The sequence below is a fragment of the Dickeya parazeae Ech586 genome (genome assembly GCF_000025065.1).
Lineage (GTDB): Bacteria > Pseudomonadota > Gammaproteobacteria > Enterobacterales > Enterobacteriaceae > Dickeya > Dickeya zeae.
This window is the reverse complement of record NC_013592.1, coordinates 3,138,545-3,154,145: the sequence shown is the minus strand read 5'-3', so window position 1 is coordinate 3,154,145 and position 15,601 is coordinate 3,138,545. Positions and strand designations below refer to the sequence as shown.

Genomic DNA, 15,601 nt, shown 5'->3' with positions numbered 1-15,601 from the left:
ATATCTGCTGATTTGTCGCCGTCTTCATGGCAAACTATCGCTATCACAGAAACATGCGATCACAGAAACAGTCGTTTGCGGAGAACAAACTTGGACAAAATTTTCGTCGATGAGGCGGTCAACGATTTGCATACCATTCAGGATATGCTGCGCTGGGCGGTGAGCCGGTTTAATGCCGCCAATGTCTACTATGGCCACGGTACCGATAATCCCTGGGATGAAGCGTTACAGTTGGTGCTGCCCTCGTTGTTTCTGCCGGTCGATATTCCCGAAGACATGTACCACGCCCGGCTGACCTCCAGCGAGCGTCATCGTATCGTTGAGCGCGTGATTCGCCGCGTCAACGAGCGTATTCCGGTGGCGTATCTGACGAATAAAGCCTGGTTCTGCGGACTGGAGTTTTACGTTGATGAGCGCGTGTTAGTCCCCCGTTCACCGATTGGCGAGCTGATTAACCAGCGCTTCGTCTCGCTGTTGCCGACTGCCCCGCGCCATATTCTCGATTTGTGTACCGGTAGCGGGTGTATCGCCATTGCCTGTGCGCAGGCTTTCCCTGAGGCGGAAGTGGACGCGGTGGATATTTCCGCCGATGCACTGGCCGTCACCGAGCAGAATATTCAGCAGCACGGTATGGAATATAACGTGACGCCGATTCGCTCTGATCTGTTCCGCGAGCTGCCTGCGATTCACTATGATCTGATTGTGACCAACCCGCCGTATGTCGATGAAGAAGACATGGCCGACCTGCCACAGGAGTACCGCTTTGAGCCGGAACTGGGGCTGGCGGCAGGCAGCGACGGCCTGACACTGGTGCGTCGGATTATGGCGTGCGCGCCGGACTACCTGGCTGAAGACGGGGTGCTGATTTGCGAAGTCGGCAATAGCATGGTGCATCTGATGGATCAGTATCCAGACATTCCGTTCACCTGGCTGGAGTTCGACAATGGCGGTGATGGCGTGTTCATGCTGACCCGCTCTCAATTGCTGGATTGTCAGGCGCATTTCAGCGCTTACCGGGATTAATTATTCTGCAGGACGGCGCGCGCGGTGTGTTCCCGTCTGCCGTCTTGATGTTTTTTCAATGCTAAGGAGCCGTGATGGCAGGAAACAGTATTGGTCAGTTTTTCCGTGTCACCACCTTTGGTGAATCCCACGGTATTGCGTTGGGATGTGTGGTGGATGGCGTACCGCCGGGTATTCCGTTAACCGAGGCCGATTTGCAGCACGACCTGGACCGTCGTCGTCCGGGGACGTCCCGTTATACCACCCAGCGCCGTGAGCCGGATCAGGTTCGCATTCTGTCTGGGGTGTTTGAAGGGGTGACGACGGGCACCAGTATCGGATTGCTGATTGAAAATACCGATCAGCGTTCGCAGGATTATAGCGCCATTAAGGACGTATTCCGTCCGGGTCATGCCGATTACACCTATGAGCAGAAATACGGTATCCGCGATTACCGTGGTGGTGGCCGTTCTTCTGCCCGTGAAACGGCGATGCGTGTGGCTGCTGGGGCTATCGCCAAGAAATACCTGCAACAACAGTATGGCGTGGCGATCCGTGGCTATCTGGCGCAGATGGGCGATGTGGTGTGCGAACTGAAAGACTGGGAGCAGGTAGAGCAGAACCCGTTTTTCTGTCCGGATCCAGATAAGCTGGAGGCGCTGGACGAGCTGATGCGTGCACTGAAAAAAGACGGTGATTCTATCGGCGCGAAGGTGACGGTGGTGGCTGAGTCCGTCCCGCCGGGACTGGGTGAGCCAGTGTTTGACCGTCTTGATGCCGATCTCGCCCATGCGCTGATGAGCATCAATGCAGTTAAAGGTGTGGAGATTGGCGACGGCTTTGCCGTGGTCAACCGTCGCGGCAGTGAAAACCGTGATGAAATCACCCCGGACGGTTTTCAGAGCAACCATGCCGGCGGCATTCTTGGCGGTATCAGTAGCGGCCAAACCATTAGCGCGCATCTGGCGTTGAAACCGACATCCAGCATTACTGTGCCGGGTCGCACCATTACCCGCGACGGTGAAGCCACGGAAATGATCACCCGTGGTCGACACGACCCTTGCGTGGGCATCCGTGCGGTACCGATTGCCGAAGCGATGATGGCGATCGTGTTGATGGATCACCTGTTGCGCCAACGGGCGCAGTGTGCCGATGTGATCTGTCAGGTACCGCGCTGGTAAGGCGGTCGTACACCGTTCTCGCAGGCGATAACGAACGACAAAAATAGATCGAATGACGACAATAGATCGAATGACGGCAATAGAATGAAAACAAACTGGATTGGGATGGCTGCGCTGCTGTTTTGCAGCGCCGTGCTGGCGAAAACACCGTGGCAGGAAATAACGCATCCGGTGGCAGGCCAGCCTCAGGCTATCGGCGCGTTTGCCAATGGCTGCATCGTTGGGGCACAGCCGCTGGCGTTGCAGTCGCCTGATTATCAGGTGATGCGTGCTGATCAACGGCGCTATTTTGGTCACCCAGACCTGCTGGCGTTCATCCATCGGCTTAGCGCCACGGTCCATCGCACCACCGGTGGTACGGTGTTGATCGGTGATATGGGGATGCCAGCTGGTGGGCGTTTTAGCAGCGGCCATGCCAGTCATCAGTCAGGTCTGGATGTGGATATCTGGTTACAGCTGCCCCGCCAGCGCTGGAGCCAGCAACAACTGTTGCAACCACAACCGCTGGACCTGGTCCTGGCGGATGGTAAAAACGTCAACCCGCGCGTCTGGTCGCCAGATGTACTGAAACTGGTGAAAACCGCGGCGCAGGATAACGACGTCACGCGTATTTTTGTGAACCCGGCTATCAAAAAGCAACTGTGTCTGGAAGCGGGTAGCGATCGCAACTGGTTGCACAAGGTGCGACCGTGGTTTGCCCATCGTGCCCATATGCATGTGCGCCTGCGTTGTCCGCCGGAAAGTCTGGAGTGTCAGGAGCAGGACGCACCGCCAGCGGGCGATGGGTGCGGTGCCGAACTGAACAGTTGGTTCCAGCCGCGTCAACCGGGTACACAAGCGCCGGTGAAAACAACACCGCCGCCGTTACCGCCATCCTGTCAGGCATTACTTGATCGTCATTTGATTGCGGACTAATTCATGGAATGGTTTGTTGTCGGGCCAGATATTCTGGCCTTGTTGTTTTTGGCCAGCGTGATTGCCGGCTTTGTCGATTCAATCGCCGGTGGCGGTGGGTTGTTGTCTATTCCGGTGTTGCTGGCGGCGGGGCTATCCCCGGCACAGGTACTGGCGACCAATAAATTACAGGCGGTGGGCGGATCGTTTTCCGCCAGCCTGTATTTCATGCGCCGCAAAGCGGTGGATATGAAAATACTCAGGTTGACTGTGCCGCTGACGTTTCTGGGCGCGGTATTCGGTGCCTGGCTTATTCAGCAGATTCATGCTGACTTCCTGCGTAAATTGCTGCCGGTGCTGGTGATTGGCATCGGGCTCTATTTTTTGCTGATGCCGAAAGTCGGTGGCGAAGATCGGCATGCCCGTCTGTCATTGCTGCCGTTCTCCCTGTTAGGTGGAGCCTGCGTCGGGTTTTACGACGGCTTCTTTGGTCCGGGGGCCGGGTCGTTTTACGCGTTGGCCTATGTCACCCTGCTGGGGTTCAATCTGGCCAAAGCCACCGCGCACGCCAAAGTACTCAACTTCACCTCCAATTTTGGCAGCCTGCTGTTTTTCATGTTGGGCGGTCAGGTGGTGTGGGGCGTGGGTCTGGTGATGCTGGTGGGGCAAATTATCGGTGCTCGTCTGGGTGCCAGAATGGTGCTCACCAAAGGGCAAAAACTGATTCGCCCGATGTTGGTTGTCATGTCCGCCCTGATGAGTATTAAATTGATTCACGACAACCACGGCAGCGAGATTGCTCGCTGGCTGGGACAGCTATTTTGATGACGATGTTGACTGATACTGAAAGTACTCACCATTACGAGCAGTTGATCACTATTTTCAACCGGTGTTTTAGTGAGCAATACAATACCCGTCTGGTGAAAGGCGATGACGAGCCCATCTACCTGCCGGCCGACGAACAGGCGCCGTATCACCGCATTGTGTTTGCGCATGGGTTTTATGCCAGCGCGATGCACGAAATTTCGCACTGGTGTATTGCCGGTGAAGAACGGCGCAAATTGGTGGATTTTGGTTACTGGTACTGCCCGGATGGGCGTGATGCCGAGACGCAGAGCCAGTTCGAAGTGGTGGAAATCAAACCACAGGCGCTGGAATGGATGTTTTGCGTCGCGGCCGGGTTCCCGTTTAATGTTAGCTGCGACAACCTCAGTGGCGATGTCGACCCAGACCGTATCGCCTTTCAGCGCCGGGTACACGCACAAGTGATGGTCTATCTGCAACAGGGCGTACCCAGTCGGCCTGCGCGTTTTATCGAGGCGTTGCAGGACTATTACCACACCGCGCCGCAAACCGCGGCGGACTTTCCTTATCCAGCCGATCTGTGATGTTCGGCAACGACTCCAATAATTAAGGACTATGAATGATCGCAGAATTCGAGGCGCGCATCCTGACGCTGATTGACAATCTGGTGGAGCACGGCAGTGATGATGAGCTGTTTGCCAGCGGTTACCTGCGTGGTCACCTGACGCTGGCGGTGGCGCAAGTCGAAGCGCATGACGAACAGACAGCACAGGCGCTACATGCACGGGTTCAGGAAAGCCTGGACCAGGCGATTAAAAACGGTGAGTTGTCGCCGCCTGATCAGGCGCTGGTCGCCCAGGTGTGGGAAGCGCTTTACCAGCAGGCGCAACTGCCTTAATACCGCTCAGGCCGACATGGGCGACGCCTGTTTCGGCCTGCCAACGCGTTTTTACGCTGTGTCGATTAGCCGTGCTTTTGCCTTAACCGAAACAGTAACGCCTGCCGGGCATGGGCGACACGTGGCTGACGCAGCGCACTCGGTTGCCAGAGTAAATAGTAACTTCTGCTGGCCCGTGCCACCGGCGCGGGAATTTCAGCCAGCTCTCCTCGCTCGATATACGGTGTGCAGAGGTAAGCCGGGAGCGCGCTCCAGCCAAACCCCTGGCACAATAAACTGCACAGCGCCCGTAAGTCCTGCCCGACCATAGCCGGAAGAATGGCGGGTGCCTGTACCCGATTAGCAGCAAACCAGTTATCGATAAGCGGCAGTGTCAGGCTGTAGGCCAGTACCGGCTCGGTTTGCATGGCCGCCAGGGTATCCGGCGTATTCACCAGGCGTTTGACCACCTGCGGTGCGGCGACCGCCATGATTTCATCGGTCAGCATCAGTTCGCTTTTTAAGCGCCCGTCATTTGCCGGGGCCGCTGAGATCCCTAGGTCGCAATACCCTTCGATAAGGCTTTGGGTAATCACGTCATAATCTCCGGTTTGCATTCGGATGCGTACCCCCACCTCCAGCAACGGCAACAGCTGTTTAGCCACGACTTCGGCCAGAAAATCCGCATGACCAATAATTTGTAGCGCCCCAGCCAGTTCCAGCGAACGCGCCTTTGCCGACGCCAGTGCGTTTTCCGCCTCATCCAGCCGGTCGCCAATATCCGCTGCCAGTTCGTCAGCAACCGAAGTCGGGACGACCCCGCGCGTTTGGCGCGCAAACAACGGATGCCCCAGCGATGCTTCCAGACCGGCAATGTGCTGCGATACCGCAGGCTGTGTCAGGTTCAGCGTGCGGGCGGCACCACTAATGGAACGCTGTCGGTATACCTCAATAAAGGTTCTTAGCCGAACGAGAGACATAGATTATCCATAAAATTTTTTATACCTATACCTAAATATGCTAGTTGGTCACAGCACGTTAACATCAGTAAAGTGCGCTCTATCAAAGCATAACTGTCTTTTGTCAGAAAATCGCCTTGCGAAGAGCAAAGAAAATTTATACCAGCGGCAGGGCGAAAAAGACGGCATCCCATTTTTAAGGAGCGACTACGGTGTCATTAGTACAAACAAGCAACGACTTAAAAGCGATACTGCAGACCATGAAGAATGCCCATATCGCCAATGGGCCTGCCGATGCGGCGTTGCGTCGTGACCGGTTGGTACGCAGCGCCCAACTGATCCGGGAGAATTATGAATCGCTCAGCAAGGCGATGAGTGCGGATTTTGGTCATCGCAGCCGCTATCAGTCGCTGGTGGCGGATATGGCGACAACGGTAAAAACGCTGGATCATTCCGCAGAGCACGTTGCGCAGTGGATGCAACCGGAGTTTGTCGACAGCCCGATGCCGGGGATGCAAAGTTGGATACAGCATCAGCCACTGGGCGTTGTTGGGGTGATCAGTCCGTGGAATTTTCCCATCAATCTGGCGTTTGGTCCGCTGGCTGGTGTCTTTGCCGCCGGTAACACCGCTATGCTCAAGCCGTCCGAGCTAACACCCGCCACATCCGAACTGCTGGCTGAGCTTATCGCACGCTACTTTGACCCACTGGAACTGGAAGTGGTGCTGGGAGATGCCGCTATCGGCGCGGCGTTCAGTAGCCTGCCGTTTGATCACCTGGTCTTTACCGGCAGTTCTGCTGTTGGGCGTCATGTTATGCGTGCTGCCGCAGAAAATCTGGTGCCGGTGACGCTGGAACTGGGGGGCAAATCGCCAGTGGTTATCGACCATGACGCCGATATCAGTCTGGCCGCGCAGCGTACCCTGACAGTGAAGACCTTCAATGCCGGGCAGATTTGCCTGTCTCCGGATTATGTCCTGTTGCAGGACGCGCAGGTTGACGCCTTTGTTCATGCCAGCAAAGCGTTTATGACGCAGGCATTTCCGACGCTTCAACACAACCCGGACTATACCGCCATCATCTCGTCGCGGCACTATGAACGCCTGATCGCGCTGTTAGCTGATGCGGCAAGCAAGGGGGCGACACTGGTGAGCCTCGCGCCGTCGGGTGAACCGGACACGGATGCCGCGTCGCGCAAAATCGCGCCACATCTGGTACTGAATGCTACCGATGATATGCACATCATGCAGGAAGAAATTTTCGGACCGCTGCTGCCGATACGCACCTGTGCGTCGCAGGAGGAGGCGATAGCGTATATCAATGCCCATCCTCGTCCGTTAGCGGCGTATTACTTTGGTCAACAGGCTGATCGGCAAGCCACATTCGCAGAGCGTACCACCTCCGGCGCACTGGTGATTAACGATGTCATGACGCATGCCAGTATCGACGCGCTGCCGTTTGGTGGCGTTGGGGCTTCCGGTATGGGGGCGTACCACGGTATTCACGGTTTTCGCCGTTTTAGCCACGACAAGCCGATTGTGGTCCAGAATGAAGAGGGGACATCTAGTCTGCGCCTACGGGCACCCTACAGCGATAAATTGTCTCAGCTTGAAGCGTTTCTGAAGGGCCAATTCTGAACGGTTCATGTATTTAAACGGTTCATGCATTTGAACGATCAATGTTTTTTAACGCTTACTGTATTTAACGTTTAATGTAAACGCGCCCGGCAAGTGAAGGGTGATGTGAGGAGAATGACAATGAAAGTATTGATGGTATTAACATCCCACGACCAACTGGGAAATACCGGTAAAAAAACCGGTTTCTGGCTCGAAGAGTTTGCTGCGCCTTACTATGTGTTTAAAGACGCCGGTGCCGAAATTGTACTGGCATCGCCCGCGGGTGGGCAACCGCCGCTGGATCCGAAAAGTGATTTGCCGGACTTTCAAACCGAACTGACCCATCGTTTCAAAGCTGACCCCGCGGCTCAGCAGGCACTGGCGTCGACGGTAACACTCGACAGCGTCGGTATGGAAGATTTCGACACGGTATTTTATCCGGGTGGACATGGTCCGTTGTGGGATCTGGCCGAGTCAGCCACCTCGATTGCGCTTATTGAAGCGTTTGAACGGGCGGGGAAACCTATCGGCTTCGTGTGTCATGCGCCTGGCGTATTGCGCCATGTTAAAGCCGCCAATGGTGAACCGCTGATCAAAGGCCGTCGGGTAACCGGGTTTACCAATTCGGAAGAAGCCGCGGTGGAATTAACCGATGTGGTTCCGTTCTTAATTGAAGATGAGTTTAAAAAACTGGGCGGCGAATATAGCAAAGGCCCTGACTGGCACCCCTATCTGGTGGAAGACGGTAAGTTGGTCACCGGTCAGAACCCGGCCAGCTCGGAAGCGGTCGCCCACGCATTGTTAAAACAACTGGCTTAATTGGCTAAACGTAATTAGCTAAAAAGGAAACCGGCAACATGGTCATAAAGCTACATCATCTGAATGAATCGCGTTCTATGCGTATCCTCTGGTTGCTTGAAGAGGCGCAGCTTCCTTATGAGTTGATCCGCTATCAACGTAATCCGCAGACGCAACTGGCACCGGAAGAACTGAAGGCGATTCATCCGCTGGGCAAATCACCGGTGGTTGAGATTGATGGCAAGGTGGTTGCCGAGTCAGGGGCGATTGTTGAGTACATCATTCGTCGATACGCGACACATCTGGCACCTGACGAACAGGACGCGAGCTATGTCGACTATCTGCAATGGATCCATTTTGCGGAAAGCTCCGCCATGCTGCCGGTGTTACTGAAAGTCTTTAACCAGTTTGAGAAGAAAAGCGGTCAGACACTGCATTTTCTGGATGACTATGCTGACACGGAATTCAGAAAAGTATTTTCTTATCTGGACGACTACCTTGCTTCACGCGAGTTTATTGTCGGGCAGCGCCTGACTGGGGCAGACTTTATGCTGGGGTTCGTGGTGCAATTGGTCATCGAGCGGTTTAATTTGGGGCAGCAGTATCCCCATATTGCCCGTTATGTGACGCGTCTTGCCGACACACCTGGCTGGCAGCGGGCAAAACATCTGGATTCCACCCCGGCATAACGTGCCATCGCCGGGAGGCTGTCAGGGTCTCCCGTCGACGATGCGCTAAGTGAGTAGGGCTCCCTGGAAAACCGTCGGCCTGATAATGCTGATGGCTGACGGTTCTTCGTGGTGATAGCGCTTATAGATGACGTTCTGCTCCATCTAGTAAAAGCGTTCCACCTCAGACAATGTTCGGATATTGATGAGCAGGTTTTCAAACAGCCGTAACGCAATACCAATACTGTTGATGTTGTAATAGAGCGCGGCATCGTGCCGCTGCAAATAATGCTCGAATGTCGGTTTAGTGAGCATTTTGCTGATCGCAATCTGCCGTAAGCTCACGTGGCGGCAATTGTTGAGATAACTCTCGAATGATCGGTAATCGCTGTTGAGCAATTGCGCCAGCAAGGTCGTGAGCTGTTCAAATTCATCAACCAGTAATGCATGGTTGTCCCGGTTTTCCCTGTCGTGTTCGTCGCAGTGCATATTGTCTTTGTCGCAATGCATAATGGTTGTTTTCCTTATTGTGTTATAGAACCTTATCCCAATAAGCAATTTTCTCGCCATCTTGCCTCTGGCCGGTGTATTAACCTCCGCGCACTTAACCGTTATGAATGGCGCGTACATGTGGTACTGATTACACCGGTTGGGAGCGGTTCTTAACCGGTTATCTGCGGTGGATACCGGTACATCGCACCAGAGCAGGCTCTGATGCGATGGATTTCAGGCTGGTAGAAGCCTATTTTTAATCGAAACGTTAAGCGAAACGTTGATAGCAGAAAGCGTCGGTTATCAGAAACTTTCCCAACTTGTTTCCCCGGCGGTGGCGACACGCTTTTTGGTCGGTGACAGAAGGCGTGGCGCGGGGGCCGATGGTGCTGATGGCGTGCCGGTGGCTGCCAGTGCCGCCGCCGCATGATGACCAACGGTAAACTGCCCTACCAGTTGGTTTAAGATCAGCGCTTGTTCCTGCAAGGATTGCGATGCCGCCGAGGCTTCTTCCACCAGCGAGGCGTTTTGTTGCGTGACATCATCCATCTGATTGACGGCCTGATGCACCTGGTCAATCCCTTTGCTTTGCTCTTCGGTGGCAGCGGAGATTTCACTCATCAGGTCGGTGACTTGCTGAATGGCCTCTTTCATGGATGACATTTTTTTGCCCACATCGCCTGCCTGCTCGGCACCGGTCAGGATCAGCGCGTTGGAGGTATCAATCAAGTCCTTGATTTCACGAGCCGCGGTAGAGGAGCGCTGCGCCAGCGTGCGCACTTCACCGGCCACAACCGCGAACCCACGCCCTTGTTCCCCGGCACGAGCGGCTTCCACGGCGGCGTTCAATGCCAGAATATTGGTTTGAAACGCGATGCCTTCAATCAGGGCGATAATATCGGTGACTTTACTGCCGCTGGTGCGGATCTTATCCATGGTATCGAGCATGGTCGCGACCGCGTCGGCGCTGTTGACGGAGATCTGGCTGGCATTGCCTGCCAGCATGCTGGCTTGTTGCGTGTTTTCCGCATTCTGACGCACGGTTTCGCTGATTTCCGTCATGCTGGCGGCGGTTTCTTCGAGTGAAGCGGCCTGCTGCTCCGTGCGGGAAGAAAGGTCTTCGTTACCCGCTGCGATTTGCGTTGCGGCGCTGCCAACCGATTGCGCAGAAACACTGACGGAAGCCAGTGTACTGGCGACCCGCTGCATCAGCGCATTAAACGCCCGTGCGGTGATGCCGATTTCATCTTTGCGCTGGTCGTCCGCTTTGAGCGTCAGATCGAGGGTGGTACTGGCGGTCTCCATCACCTGGCTCATATTGCTGAGGCTTCTGCGAATGCTCGAGATCGTTTTGATCGCCAGGAAGCTGGTCAGCAATATCGTCAACACTGCACCAATTAATAAGCTCATCCAGCTCTGGTTATAGATGCGTGTGTTAGTCTGGCGCAGTTCATCGCCGATTTTAACATTCAAATCGAACTGTTTACGGTAGGTGCTGATCATGTCGCGCAGGGCTTCACCCACTCCCCCTGTGCCTTGCAGCAGGTTCAGTGAAAGTTCTTTCTGGTTGGATTTTACGGCAGTCAGAAAAGCCGGTAACACCGATTGTAATTTTTTGGTATTGTCGATTGACGCAAGGGTCAGATTTTTATCTTCCTCGTTGGAAACATCGTTCTTCATATAATTGTCATTGAGTGACTTGATATCCTCAATAGCTTGATTAATGCTTTGTTCTATCTCGGGTAATTTACTGCTGTCTGGCGTGGTTTGGTAGCGGTAGAAAAAAAGCCCCAGGGCGTTGCTTTTATCCACGGCGTTATTCAGGTCCTTAATACTGGCGACGGTATTATCCTGTACATAATCGGCGCGAGATTGAAAGCCGGATAGCAGTGACAGGGTAATCACAACCAGTGCGATAAGTGCCAGAGATAACAGTGAAAACGTCAGTAACAGGCGTTGCGTAATATTCATAACCTCTCCGTTTTATTCCTGTGATGCGTCAGATTGCAGGTGTACTGGCTTTATTATTCTGCCCCTTTACGGGCTGCGCCCTATGGGGTCGTGGTTCGCGCTGCTCAATATTGTTGCTATGGACAGACCGCGTTGCTTTTTCTCGTCGTTCGATTGACGTTATTTCCAGAAGGGCTACCTAGCCACCACGTTGTAAGGATCATCACGGGCCCCGGTCTGAAAGCTTAGTGTGGGAGCCGCGGTGAAAATGCCAGAGTGGGTCCTACAACCCGAACTTTCGGGATACAGCTCATGGTGTAAAGCGCGTGCTGAATCGTGATGTGCCCGCGCCGGATAAGCCGCCGACAACACGCGATTCATTAGCTGTTATCGGCATTGAAACCGGTGTCTTGATAATTTTGATCGAAAAAACCATTCAATATGAAATGATTGATAGTATTACTATATTAATACAGTGTTATTGATCGTCAAAAACATTCGTAACCTCCATCATCATGCTGCAGTGAAGAAAACGTTTGCTTAACTAACCGGATGAAAAGAAAAATAAAACACCCGTGAGCATCCGTATGCCATGCAATACAAATGGTAGGAGATCTTATGAGTGGTGGTGGAGTAATAAGGTCCACCGAATGCAGACACTCATTGTGCTATACATCAATGATGCTACATATCGATGGGTAATCACATCCGAGCTGTTGCGCGAGATAATCGGGCGGTGTTTTCCTTCCGGCTAACGACAGCCCGTGTCTTGGTATCGCTTAGCGTCTGTCCCAGTAGGCCCAGATGGTAAGTGTAATAGCCCGAATGGGATAGCTCTGATTCTGTACTAACGGGTGTGTGGGCTTCTGCCTTTGAGTAATTTTCTCACCCAGAAACGATTGGGGTGCAGCGCCGCCAGCGTATCACTTGCCAGCGGCAACGGTTCGCCAAACAGTTGCGAGGCCAGGATCTCGGCTGCTAACGGTGCTGAGCATAAGCCGCGCGACCCTAATGCGCCAATCAGATAGAGATTCGGCCAGGATGGCGCCGTTTTCACCGCAGAGCCAGCAGCAAGCTGTCCCGGCAGGTTCTGATAGTCCGCCAACGTTTGATGATAATCCGGCACCTGACCGAGCAGTGGCAGATGATCACGGATGGCGCAGCGCACGCCACATCGTGCCTGTTGCCCGGAGATGTCTATCGACGTCGGCCAGTCACAGTCAGGCAGGCAGTCAATCAGCCGCTGGCGATTCTGCTGTTGATCGGTTTCGCGGTAGTCGATATCCGTGTCACCACGGTGATAACTGGCACCGATACAGTGTGTCTGGTGGTGCGGGCTAACCGGCGTCAGGTAACCGTCATAACACAGCACCTGACGCAACGCAGACAGCGCCAGGGTATCAGGAATGTGGCTGACCTGACCACGAACCGCGTAGACGGGCAGGTGCTGCGTTTGTTCCCAGTCGTTTATCTGATGACCGTTTGCCAGTACTACCGTGGCATGTTGCACCCGACGCCCGTCTGCCAGCGTTAACTGCCAGCCGTTGTCAGTAGGCGTGAGTGCCGTTACGCCGGTCGATAAATGAACCTGAAGTCCCTGCCGACAAGCCATCGCGCAGGCGGACTCCGTCAGTTCGGACGGGCATAGCCAGCCGCCTTGTGGGTAGGTGATACCGTGGGTGTGCAATGCGACACCCGCCTGCTCGGTCAGATGGTGGGCATCGACCGGTCGCACCAACGTATCGGGCCAGTTGCCTGCCAGAATCTGTGTTATCTTACGCGTGCTTTTTTCATCGTAGGCCAGTTGGCTGACGCCACACCAGTCATGTTCAAACGCCACGCCTTGTGCCGCGAGGTTGTCATAGCAGCGACGGGCGAAGCCGAACGCAGCGGCGAAGAACCCTGACAAGGCATCCTGCTTGTCGTTCAACAGCGGATAGAGTGCTCCCTGGCGATTGCCGGAGGCGCGTAGCCCTACCTGATCGTCGGCGCAATACAGTGTGACCCGTGCGCCTCGTCGCAGCAGGGCGAGCGCGGTGAGTACGGCGGCAATGCCACCGCCGACAATGGCCACGTCCTGCGGGTTGGTGGCCGCTGGGCGTTCGTACCAGGGCGCAGGGTGTAACGGTTCAGTACTGTGTGACACGGTGCCGCACAGCATTTCCCGCTTCTGCCCGAATCCTTTTATTTTACTGACCTGAAAACCGGCCTGTTGCAGACCCCGGCGAACAAAACCGGCGGCGGTGAAGGTGGCGAAGGTTCCTCCCGTTCGGCACAGACGCGCCATTGCGCTAAACAACGCATCGGTCCACATGTCCGGGTTTTTGGCCGGTGCAAAACCATCCAAAAACCAGGCGTCGACACGGCGTGTCAGGCTGTGGTCCAGCGTCGGCAGTAGTGTGTTGACATCACCGAACCACAAATCCAGCGTGATGCGCCCCTGCGCCAGAATCAGCCGGTGGCAGCCGGGCAGCGCCAGTGGCCAGTGCTGGCGTAATTCCTCGGCGAAAGACGCCAGTTCCGGCCAACTGGCGTGCGCGGCGGCAAGGTCCGACTGGCGTAGCGGAAATTTCTCGAAGCTGATGAAGTGCAGGCGTTGTACTACGGCCTCCGGCTGTTGCTGGCAAAATTGCATGAATGCCTGCCACAACGTCAGGAAATTTAACCCCGTACCGAAACCTGTTTCCGCCACGGTAACGACCTGGCCTGCGTTTTCCAGGAAACGCTGTGGAAACCCATTGCCCTGTAAAAAGACATAGCGGGTTTCCGCCAGACCGTCCTGGTTGGAAAAATAGACGTCATCAAATTGTTGCGATACAGGTGTACCCTGAGCGTTCCAGTTAAGGTCCGCATGCTGGATGGAAGGGCTTGTCACGACAACTAACTCATTATTCAGGCGATGGCGGGATTCTAGCGAGTGGTTTATTAAGTCGCAAATTTGAGAAAAGTTAGTCTGATCGGACTTGTTCAGCTTACAACTGTACGCTAAAGTGCGGAGCTAAATCCAAACTCTACAAGCGGAAGAGGTATTGCATGAAACGTGCGGTGATTACGGGTCTGGGGATCCTGTCCAGTATCGGTAATAACAAAGAAGAAGTGCTGGCATCCCTGCGTGAAGGCCGTTCTGGCATCACATTCTCTCAAGAGCTGAAAGATTCCGGCATGCGCAGTCACGTCTGGGGTAATGTCAAGTTAGATACAGCAGGCCTGATTGAGCGTAAGATCGTGCGTTTCATGAGCGATGCTTCCATTTACGCTTATTTGTGCATGGAAGAAGCTGTCAAGGATTCCGGTCTGGCTGAGGAAACTTATCAGAACAACCCGCGTGTGGGGCTGATCGTCGGTTCTGGCGGTGGCTCTCCGCGTTTCCAGGTGTTTGGCGCTGACGCTATGCGTAGCCCGCGCGGCCTGAAAGCAGTGGGTCCATATGTGGTAACCAAGGCGATGGCCTCCGGTGTTTCCGCCTGTCTGGCAACGCCGTTCAAAATCCACGGCGTGAACTATTCCATCAGTTCTGCTTGTGCGACCTCCGCACATTGTATCGGCAACGCCGTTGAGCAGATTCAGATGGGCAAACAGGACATCGTATTTGCCGGTGGTGGCGAAGAGCTGTGCTGGGAACTGGCGTGCGAGTTTGACGCCATGGGCGCGTTGTCCACGAAGTACAACGAAACGCCGACACGCGCTTCCCGTACTTATGACGCTGATCGCGATGGTTTCGTGATTGCTGGCGGCGGCGGTATGGTGGTGGTGGAAGAGCTGGAACACGCGCTGGCGCGTGGGGCGCACATCTACGCTGAAGTGGTTGGCTACGGTGCCACCTCCGACGGCGCTGACATGGTCGCACCATCAGGCGAAGGCGCGGTACGCTGCATGAAGCTGGCGCTACAGGATGTCGATACGCCGGTGGATTACATCAATACCCACGGTACTTCAACGCCGGTGGGTGATGTCAAAGAACTGTGGGCTATCCGCCAGGTGTTCGGCGACAACGTGCCGCCTATCTCTTCTACCAAAGCGATGACCGGTCACTCGCTGGGTGCTGCCGGTGTTCAGGAAGCCATTTATTCACTGCTGATGCTGGAGCACGGTTTCATCGCGCCAAGCATTAACGTTGAAACACTCGACGAGCAGGCCGTGGGCATGAACGTGGTGACCGAGCCGACTGAGCGCGAGCTGACGACAGTGATGTCCAACGGCTTCGGCTTCGGTGGTACCAACGCCGTGCTGGTGATGCGTAAATACGCACAATAAACCGACAGAACCTTGTCATTGCGTAAAAATACCGGGCTTGCCCGGTATTTTTTTGCCTGAAGCAGGCTGACCGCCTATCCCGAACGCCTGCCTTGCTTTGGATTTG

Annotated in this window: 14 protein-coding genes; 10 read left to right on the top strand and 4 right to left on the bottom strand. The window is 54.7% G+C overall.

From position 1 onward, the window contains the following. Nucleotides 1–90 precede the first annotated feature (90 nt). The 6 genes from prmB to DD586_RS13770 all read left to right on the top strand — a co-directional run bounded on the left by prmB (nucleotide 91) and on the right by DD586_RS13770 (nucleotide 4,779). Nucleotides 91–1,023, top strand: a complete 933-nt coding sequence (gene prmB / locus DD586_RS13795) for a 50S ribosomal protein L3 N(5)-glutamine methyltransferase (RefSeq protein WP_012885446.1) — start codon at nucleotides 91–93, stop codon at nucleotides 1,021–1,023. A 74-nt stretch (nucleotides 1,024–1,097) separates the two neighbouring features. Further along, nucleotides 1,098–2,183, top strand: coding sequence for a chorismate synthase (aroC, locus tag DD586_RS13790; protein ID WP_012885445.1), 1,086 nt, complete (start codon nucleotides 1,098–1,100; stop codon nucleotides 2,181–2,183). Between the two features lie 84 nt (nucleotides 2,184–2,267). Beyond that, complete coding sequence (gene mepA, locus DD586_RS13785; RefSeq protein WP_012885444.1) at nucleotides 2,268–3,098, top strand: penicillin-insensitive murein endopeptidase; 831 nt, start codon at nucleotides 2,268–2,270, stop codon at nucleotides 3,096–3,098. A 3-nt stretch (nucleotides 3,099–3,101) separates the two neighbouring features. Next, nucleotides 3,102–3,902: a sulfite exporter TauE/SafE family protein gene (locus tag DD586_RS13780; RefSeq protein WP_012885443.1), complete on the top strand. Its 801-nt coding sequence runs from the start codon at nucleotides 3,102–3,104 to the stop codon at nucleotides 3,900–3,902. Next, entirely contained in the window at nucleotides 3,902–4,465 is a 564-nt protein-coding gene (locus tag DD586_RS13775; RefSeq protein ID WP_012885442.1) for an elongation factor P hydroxylase, read from the top strand. Before DD586_RS13780 ends, DD586_RS13775 begins: the two co-directional genes overlap by 1 nt. Nucleotides 4,466–4,500: 35 nt before the next feature. After that, a complete protein-coding gene (locus DD586_RS13770; protein WP_012885441.1) occupies nucleotides 4,501–4,779 on the top strand; it encodes a YfcL family protein in 279 nt (92 codons plus the stop codon). A gap of 65 nt (nucleotides 4,780–4,844) precedes the next feature. Here DD586_RS13770 and DD586_RS13765 read toward each other — a convergent pair whose 3' ends face one another. After that, on the bottom strand, nucleotides 4,845–5,738 hold the full coding sequence (locus tag DD586_RS13765; RefSeq protein WP_012885440.1) for a LysR family transcriptional regulator: 894 nt from the start codon (nucleotides 5,736–5,738) through the stop codon (nucleotides 4,845–4,847). Nucleotides 5,739–5,929: 191 nt separating this feature from the next. On the opposite strand from DD586_RS13765, the gene DD586_RS13760 reads away from it, so the two are divergent. The 3 genes from DD586_RS13760 to DD586_RS13750 all read left to right on the top strand — a co-directional run bounded on the left by DD586_RS13760 (nucleotide 5,930) and on the right by DD586_RS13750 (nucleotide 8,820). After that, nucleotides 5,930–7,354 carry a coniferyl aldehyde dehydrogenase gene (locus tag DD586_RS13760; RefSeq protein WP_012885439.1) on the top strand — a complete coding sequence of 475 codons (1,425 nt, stop codon included), beginning with the start codon at nucleotides 5,930–5,932 and terminating at the stop codon, nucleotides 7,352–7,354. 120 nt (nucleotides 7,355–7,474) lie between these two features. Then, nucleotides 7,475–8,152, top strand: coding sequence for a type 1 glutamine amidotransferase domain-containing protein (locus DD586_RS13755; protein WP_012885438.1), 678 nt, complete (start codon nucleotides 7,475–7,477; stop codon nucleotides 8,150–8,152). Between the two features lie 38 nt (nucleotides 8,153–8,190). After that, complete coding sequence (locus tag DD586_RS13750) at nucleotides 8,191–8,820, top strand: glutathione S-transferase family protein (protein WP_012885437.1); 630 nt, start codon at nucleotides 8,191–8,193, stop codon at nucleotides 8,818–8,820. 144 nt (nucleotides 8,821–8,964) lie between these two features. Here the strand turns inward: DD586_RS13750 and DD586_RS13745 are convergent, their stop codons facing one another. The 3 genes from DD586_RS13745 to mnmC all read right to left on the bottom strand — a co-directional run bounded on the left by DD586_RS13745 (nucleotide 8,965) and on the right by mnmC (nucleotide 14,116). After that, complete coding sequence (locus tag DD586_RS13745; RefSeq protein WP_012885436.1) at nucleotides 8,965–9,309, bottom strand: hypothetical protein; 345 nt, start codon at nucleotides 9,307–9,309, stop codon at nucleotides 8,965–8,967. A gap of 285 nt (nucleotides 9,310–9,594) precedes the next feature. Then, nucleotides 9,595–11,262 carry a methyl-accepting chemotaxis protein gene (locus DD586_RS13740; RefSeq protein ID WP_012885435.1) on the bottom strand — a complete coding sequence of 556 codons (1,668 nt, stop codon included), beginning with the start codon at nucleotides 11,260–11,262 and terminating at the stop codon, nucleotides 9,595–9,597. An 826-nt stretch (nucleotides 11,263–12,088) separates the two neighbouring features. Continuing rightward, nucleotides 12,089–14,116, bottom strand: coding sequence for a bifunctional tRNA (5-methylaminomethyl-2-thiouridine)(34)-methyltransferase MnmD/FAD-dependent 5-carboxymethylaminomethyl-2-thiouridine(34) oxidoreductase MnmC (gene mnmC, locus DD586_RS13735; RefSeq protein ID WP_012885434.1), 2,028 nt, complete (start codon nucleotides 14,114–14,116; stop codon nucleotides 12,089–12,091). A gap of 158 nt (nucleotides 14,117–14,274) precedes the next feature. Between mnmC and fabB the strand changes: the two genes are divergently transcribed. Next, the gene (fabB, locus tag DD586_RS13730; RefSeq protein ID WP_012885433.1) at nucleotides 14,275–15,495 is read left to right on the top strand and encodes a beta-ketoacyl-ACP synthase I; all 1,221 of its coding nucleotides are present in this window, start codon (nucleotides 14,275–14,277) and stop codon (nucleotides 15,493–15,495) included. The last annotated feature ends 106 nt before the right edge of the window (nucleotides 15,496–15,601 follow it).

Excerpts from the sequence above, each read along its gene's own strand:
- DD586_RS13765 (WP_012885440.1), bottom strand. The coding sequence starts at position 5,738 with ATGTCTCTCGTTCGGCTAAGAACCTTTATTGAGGTATACCGACAGCGT.
- DD586_RS13780 (WP_012885443.1), top strand. The coding sequence starts at position 3,102 with ATGGAATGGTTTGTTGTCGGGCCAGATATTCTGGCCTTGTTGTTTTTG.
- DD586_RS13750 (WP_012885437.1), top strand. The coding sequence starts at position 8,191 with ATGGTCATAAAGCTACATCATCTGAATGAATCGCGTTCTATGCGTATC.
- DD586_RS13745 (WP_012885436.1), bottom strand. The coding sequence starts at position 9,309 with ATGCATTGCGACAAAGACAATATGCACTGCGACGAACACGACAGGGAA.
- fabB (WP_012885433.1), top strand. The coding sequence starts at position 14,275 with ATGAAACGTGCGGTGATTACGGGTCTGGGGATCCTGTCCAGTATCGGT.
- aroC (WP_012885445.1), top strand. The coding sequence starts at position 1,098 with ATGGCAGGAAACAGTATTGGTCAGTTTTTCCGTGTCACCACCTTTGGT.
- DD586_RS13770 (WP_012885441.1), top strand. The coding sequence starts at position 4,501 with ATGATCGCAGAATTCGAGGCGCGCATCCTGACGCTGATTGACAATCTG.
- mepA (WP_012885444.1), top strand. The coding sequence starts at position 2,268 with ATGAAAACAAACTGGATTGGGATGGCTGCGCTGCTGTTTTGCAGCGCC.
- DD586_RS13740 (WP_012885435.1), bottom strand. The coding sequence starts at position 11,262 with ATGAATATTACGCAACGCCTGTTACTGACGTTTTCACTGTTATCTCTG.
- DD586_RS13755 (WP_012885438.1), top strand. The coding sequence starts at position 7,475 with ATGAAAGTATTGATGGTATTAACATCCCACGACCAACTGGGAAATACC.
- DD586_RS13775 (WP_012885442.1), top strand. The coding sequence starts at position 3,902 with ATGACGATGTTGACTGATACTGAAAGTACTCACCATTACGAGCAGTTG.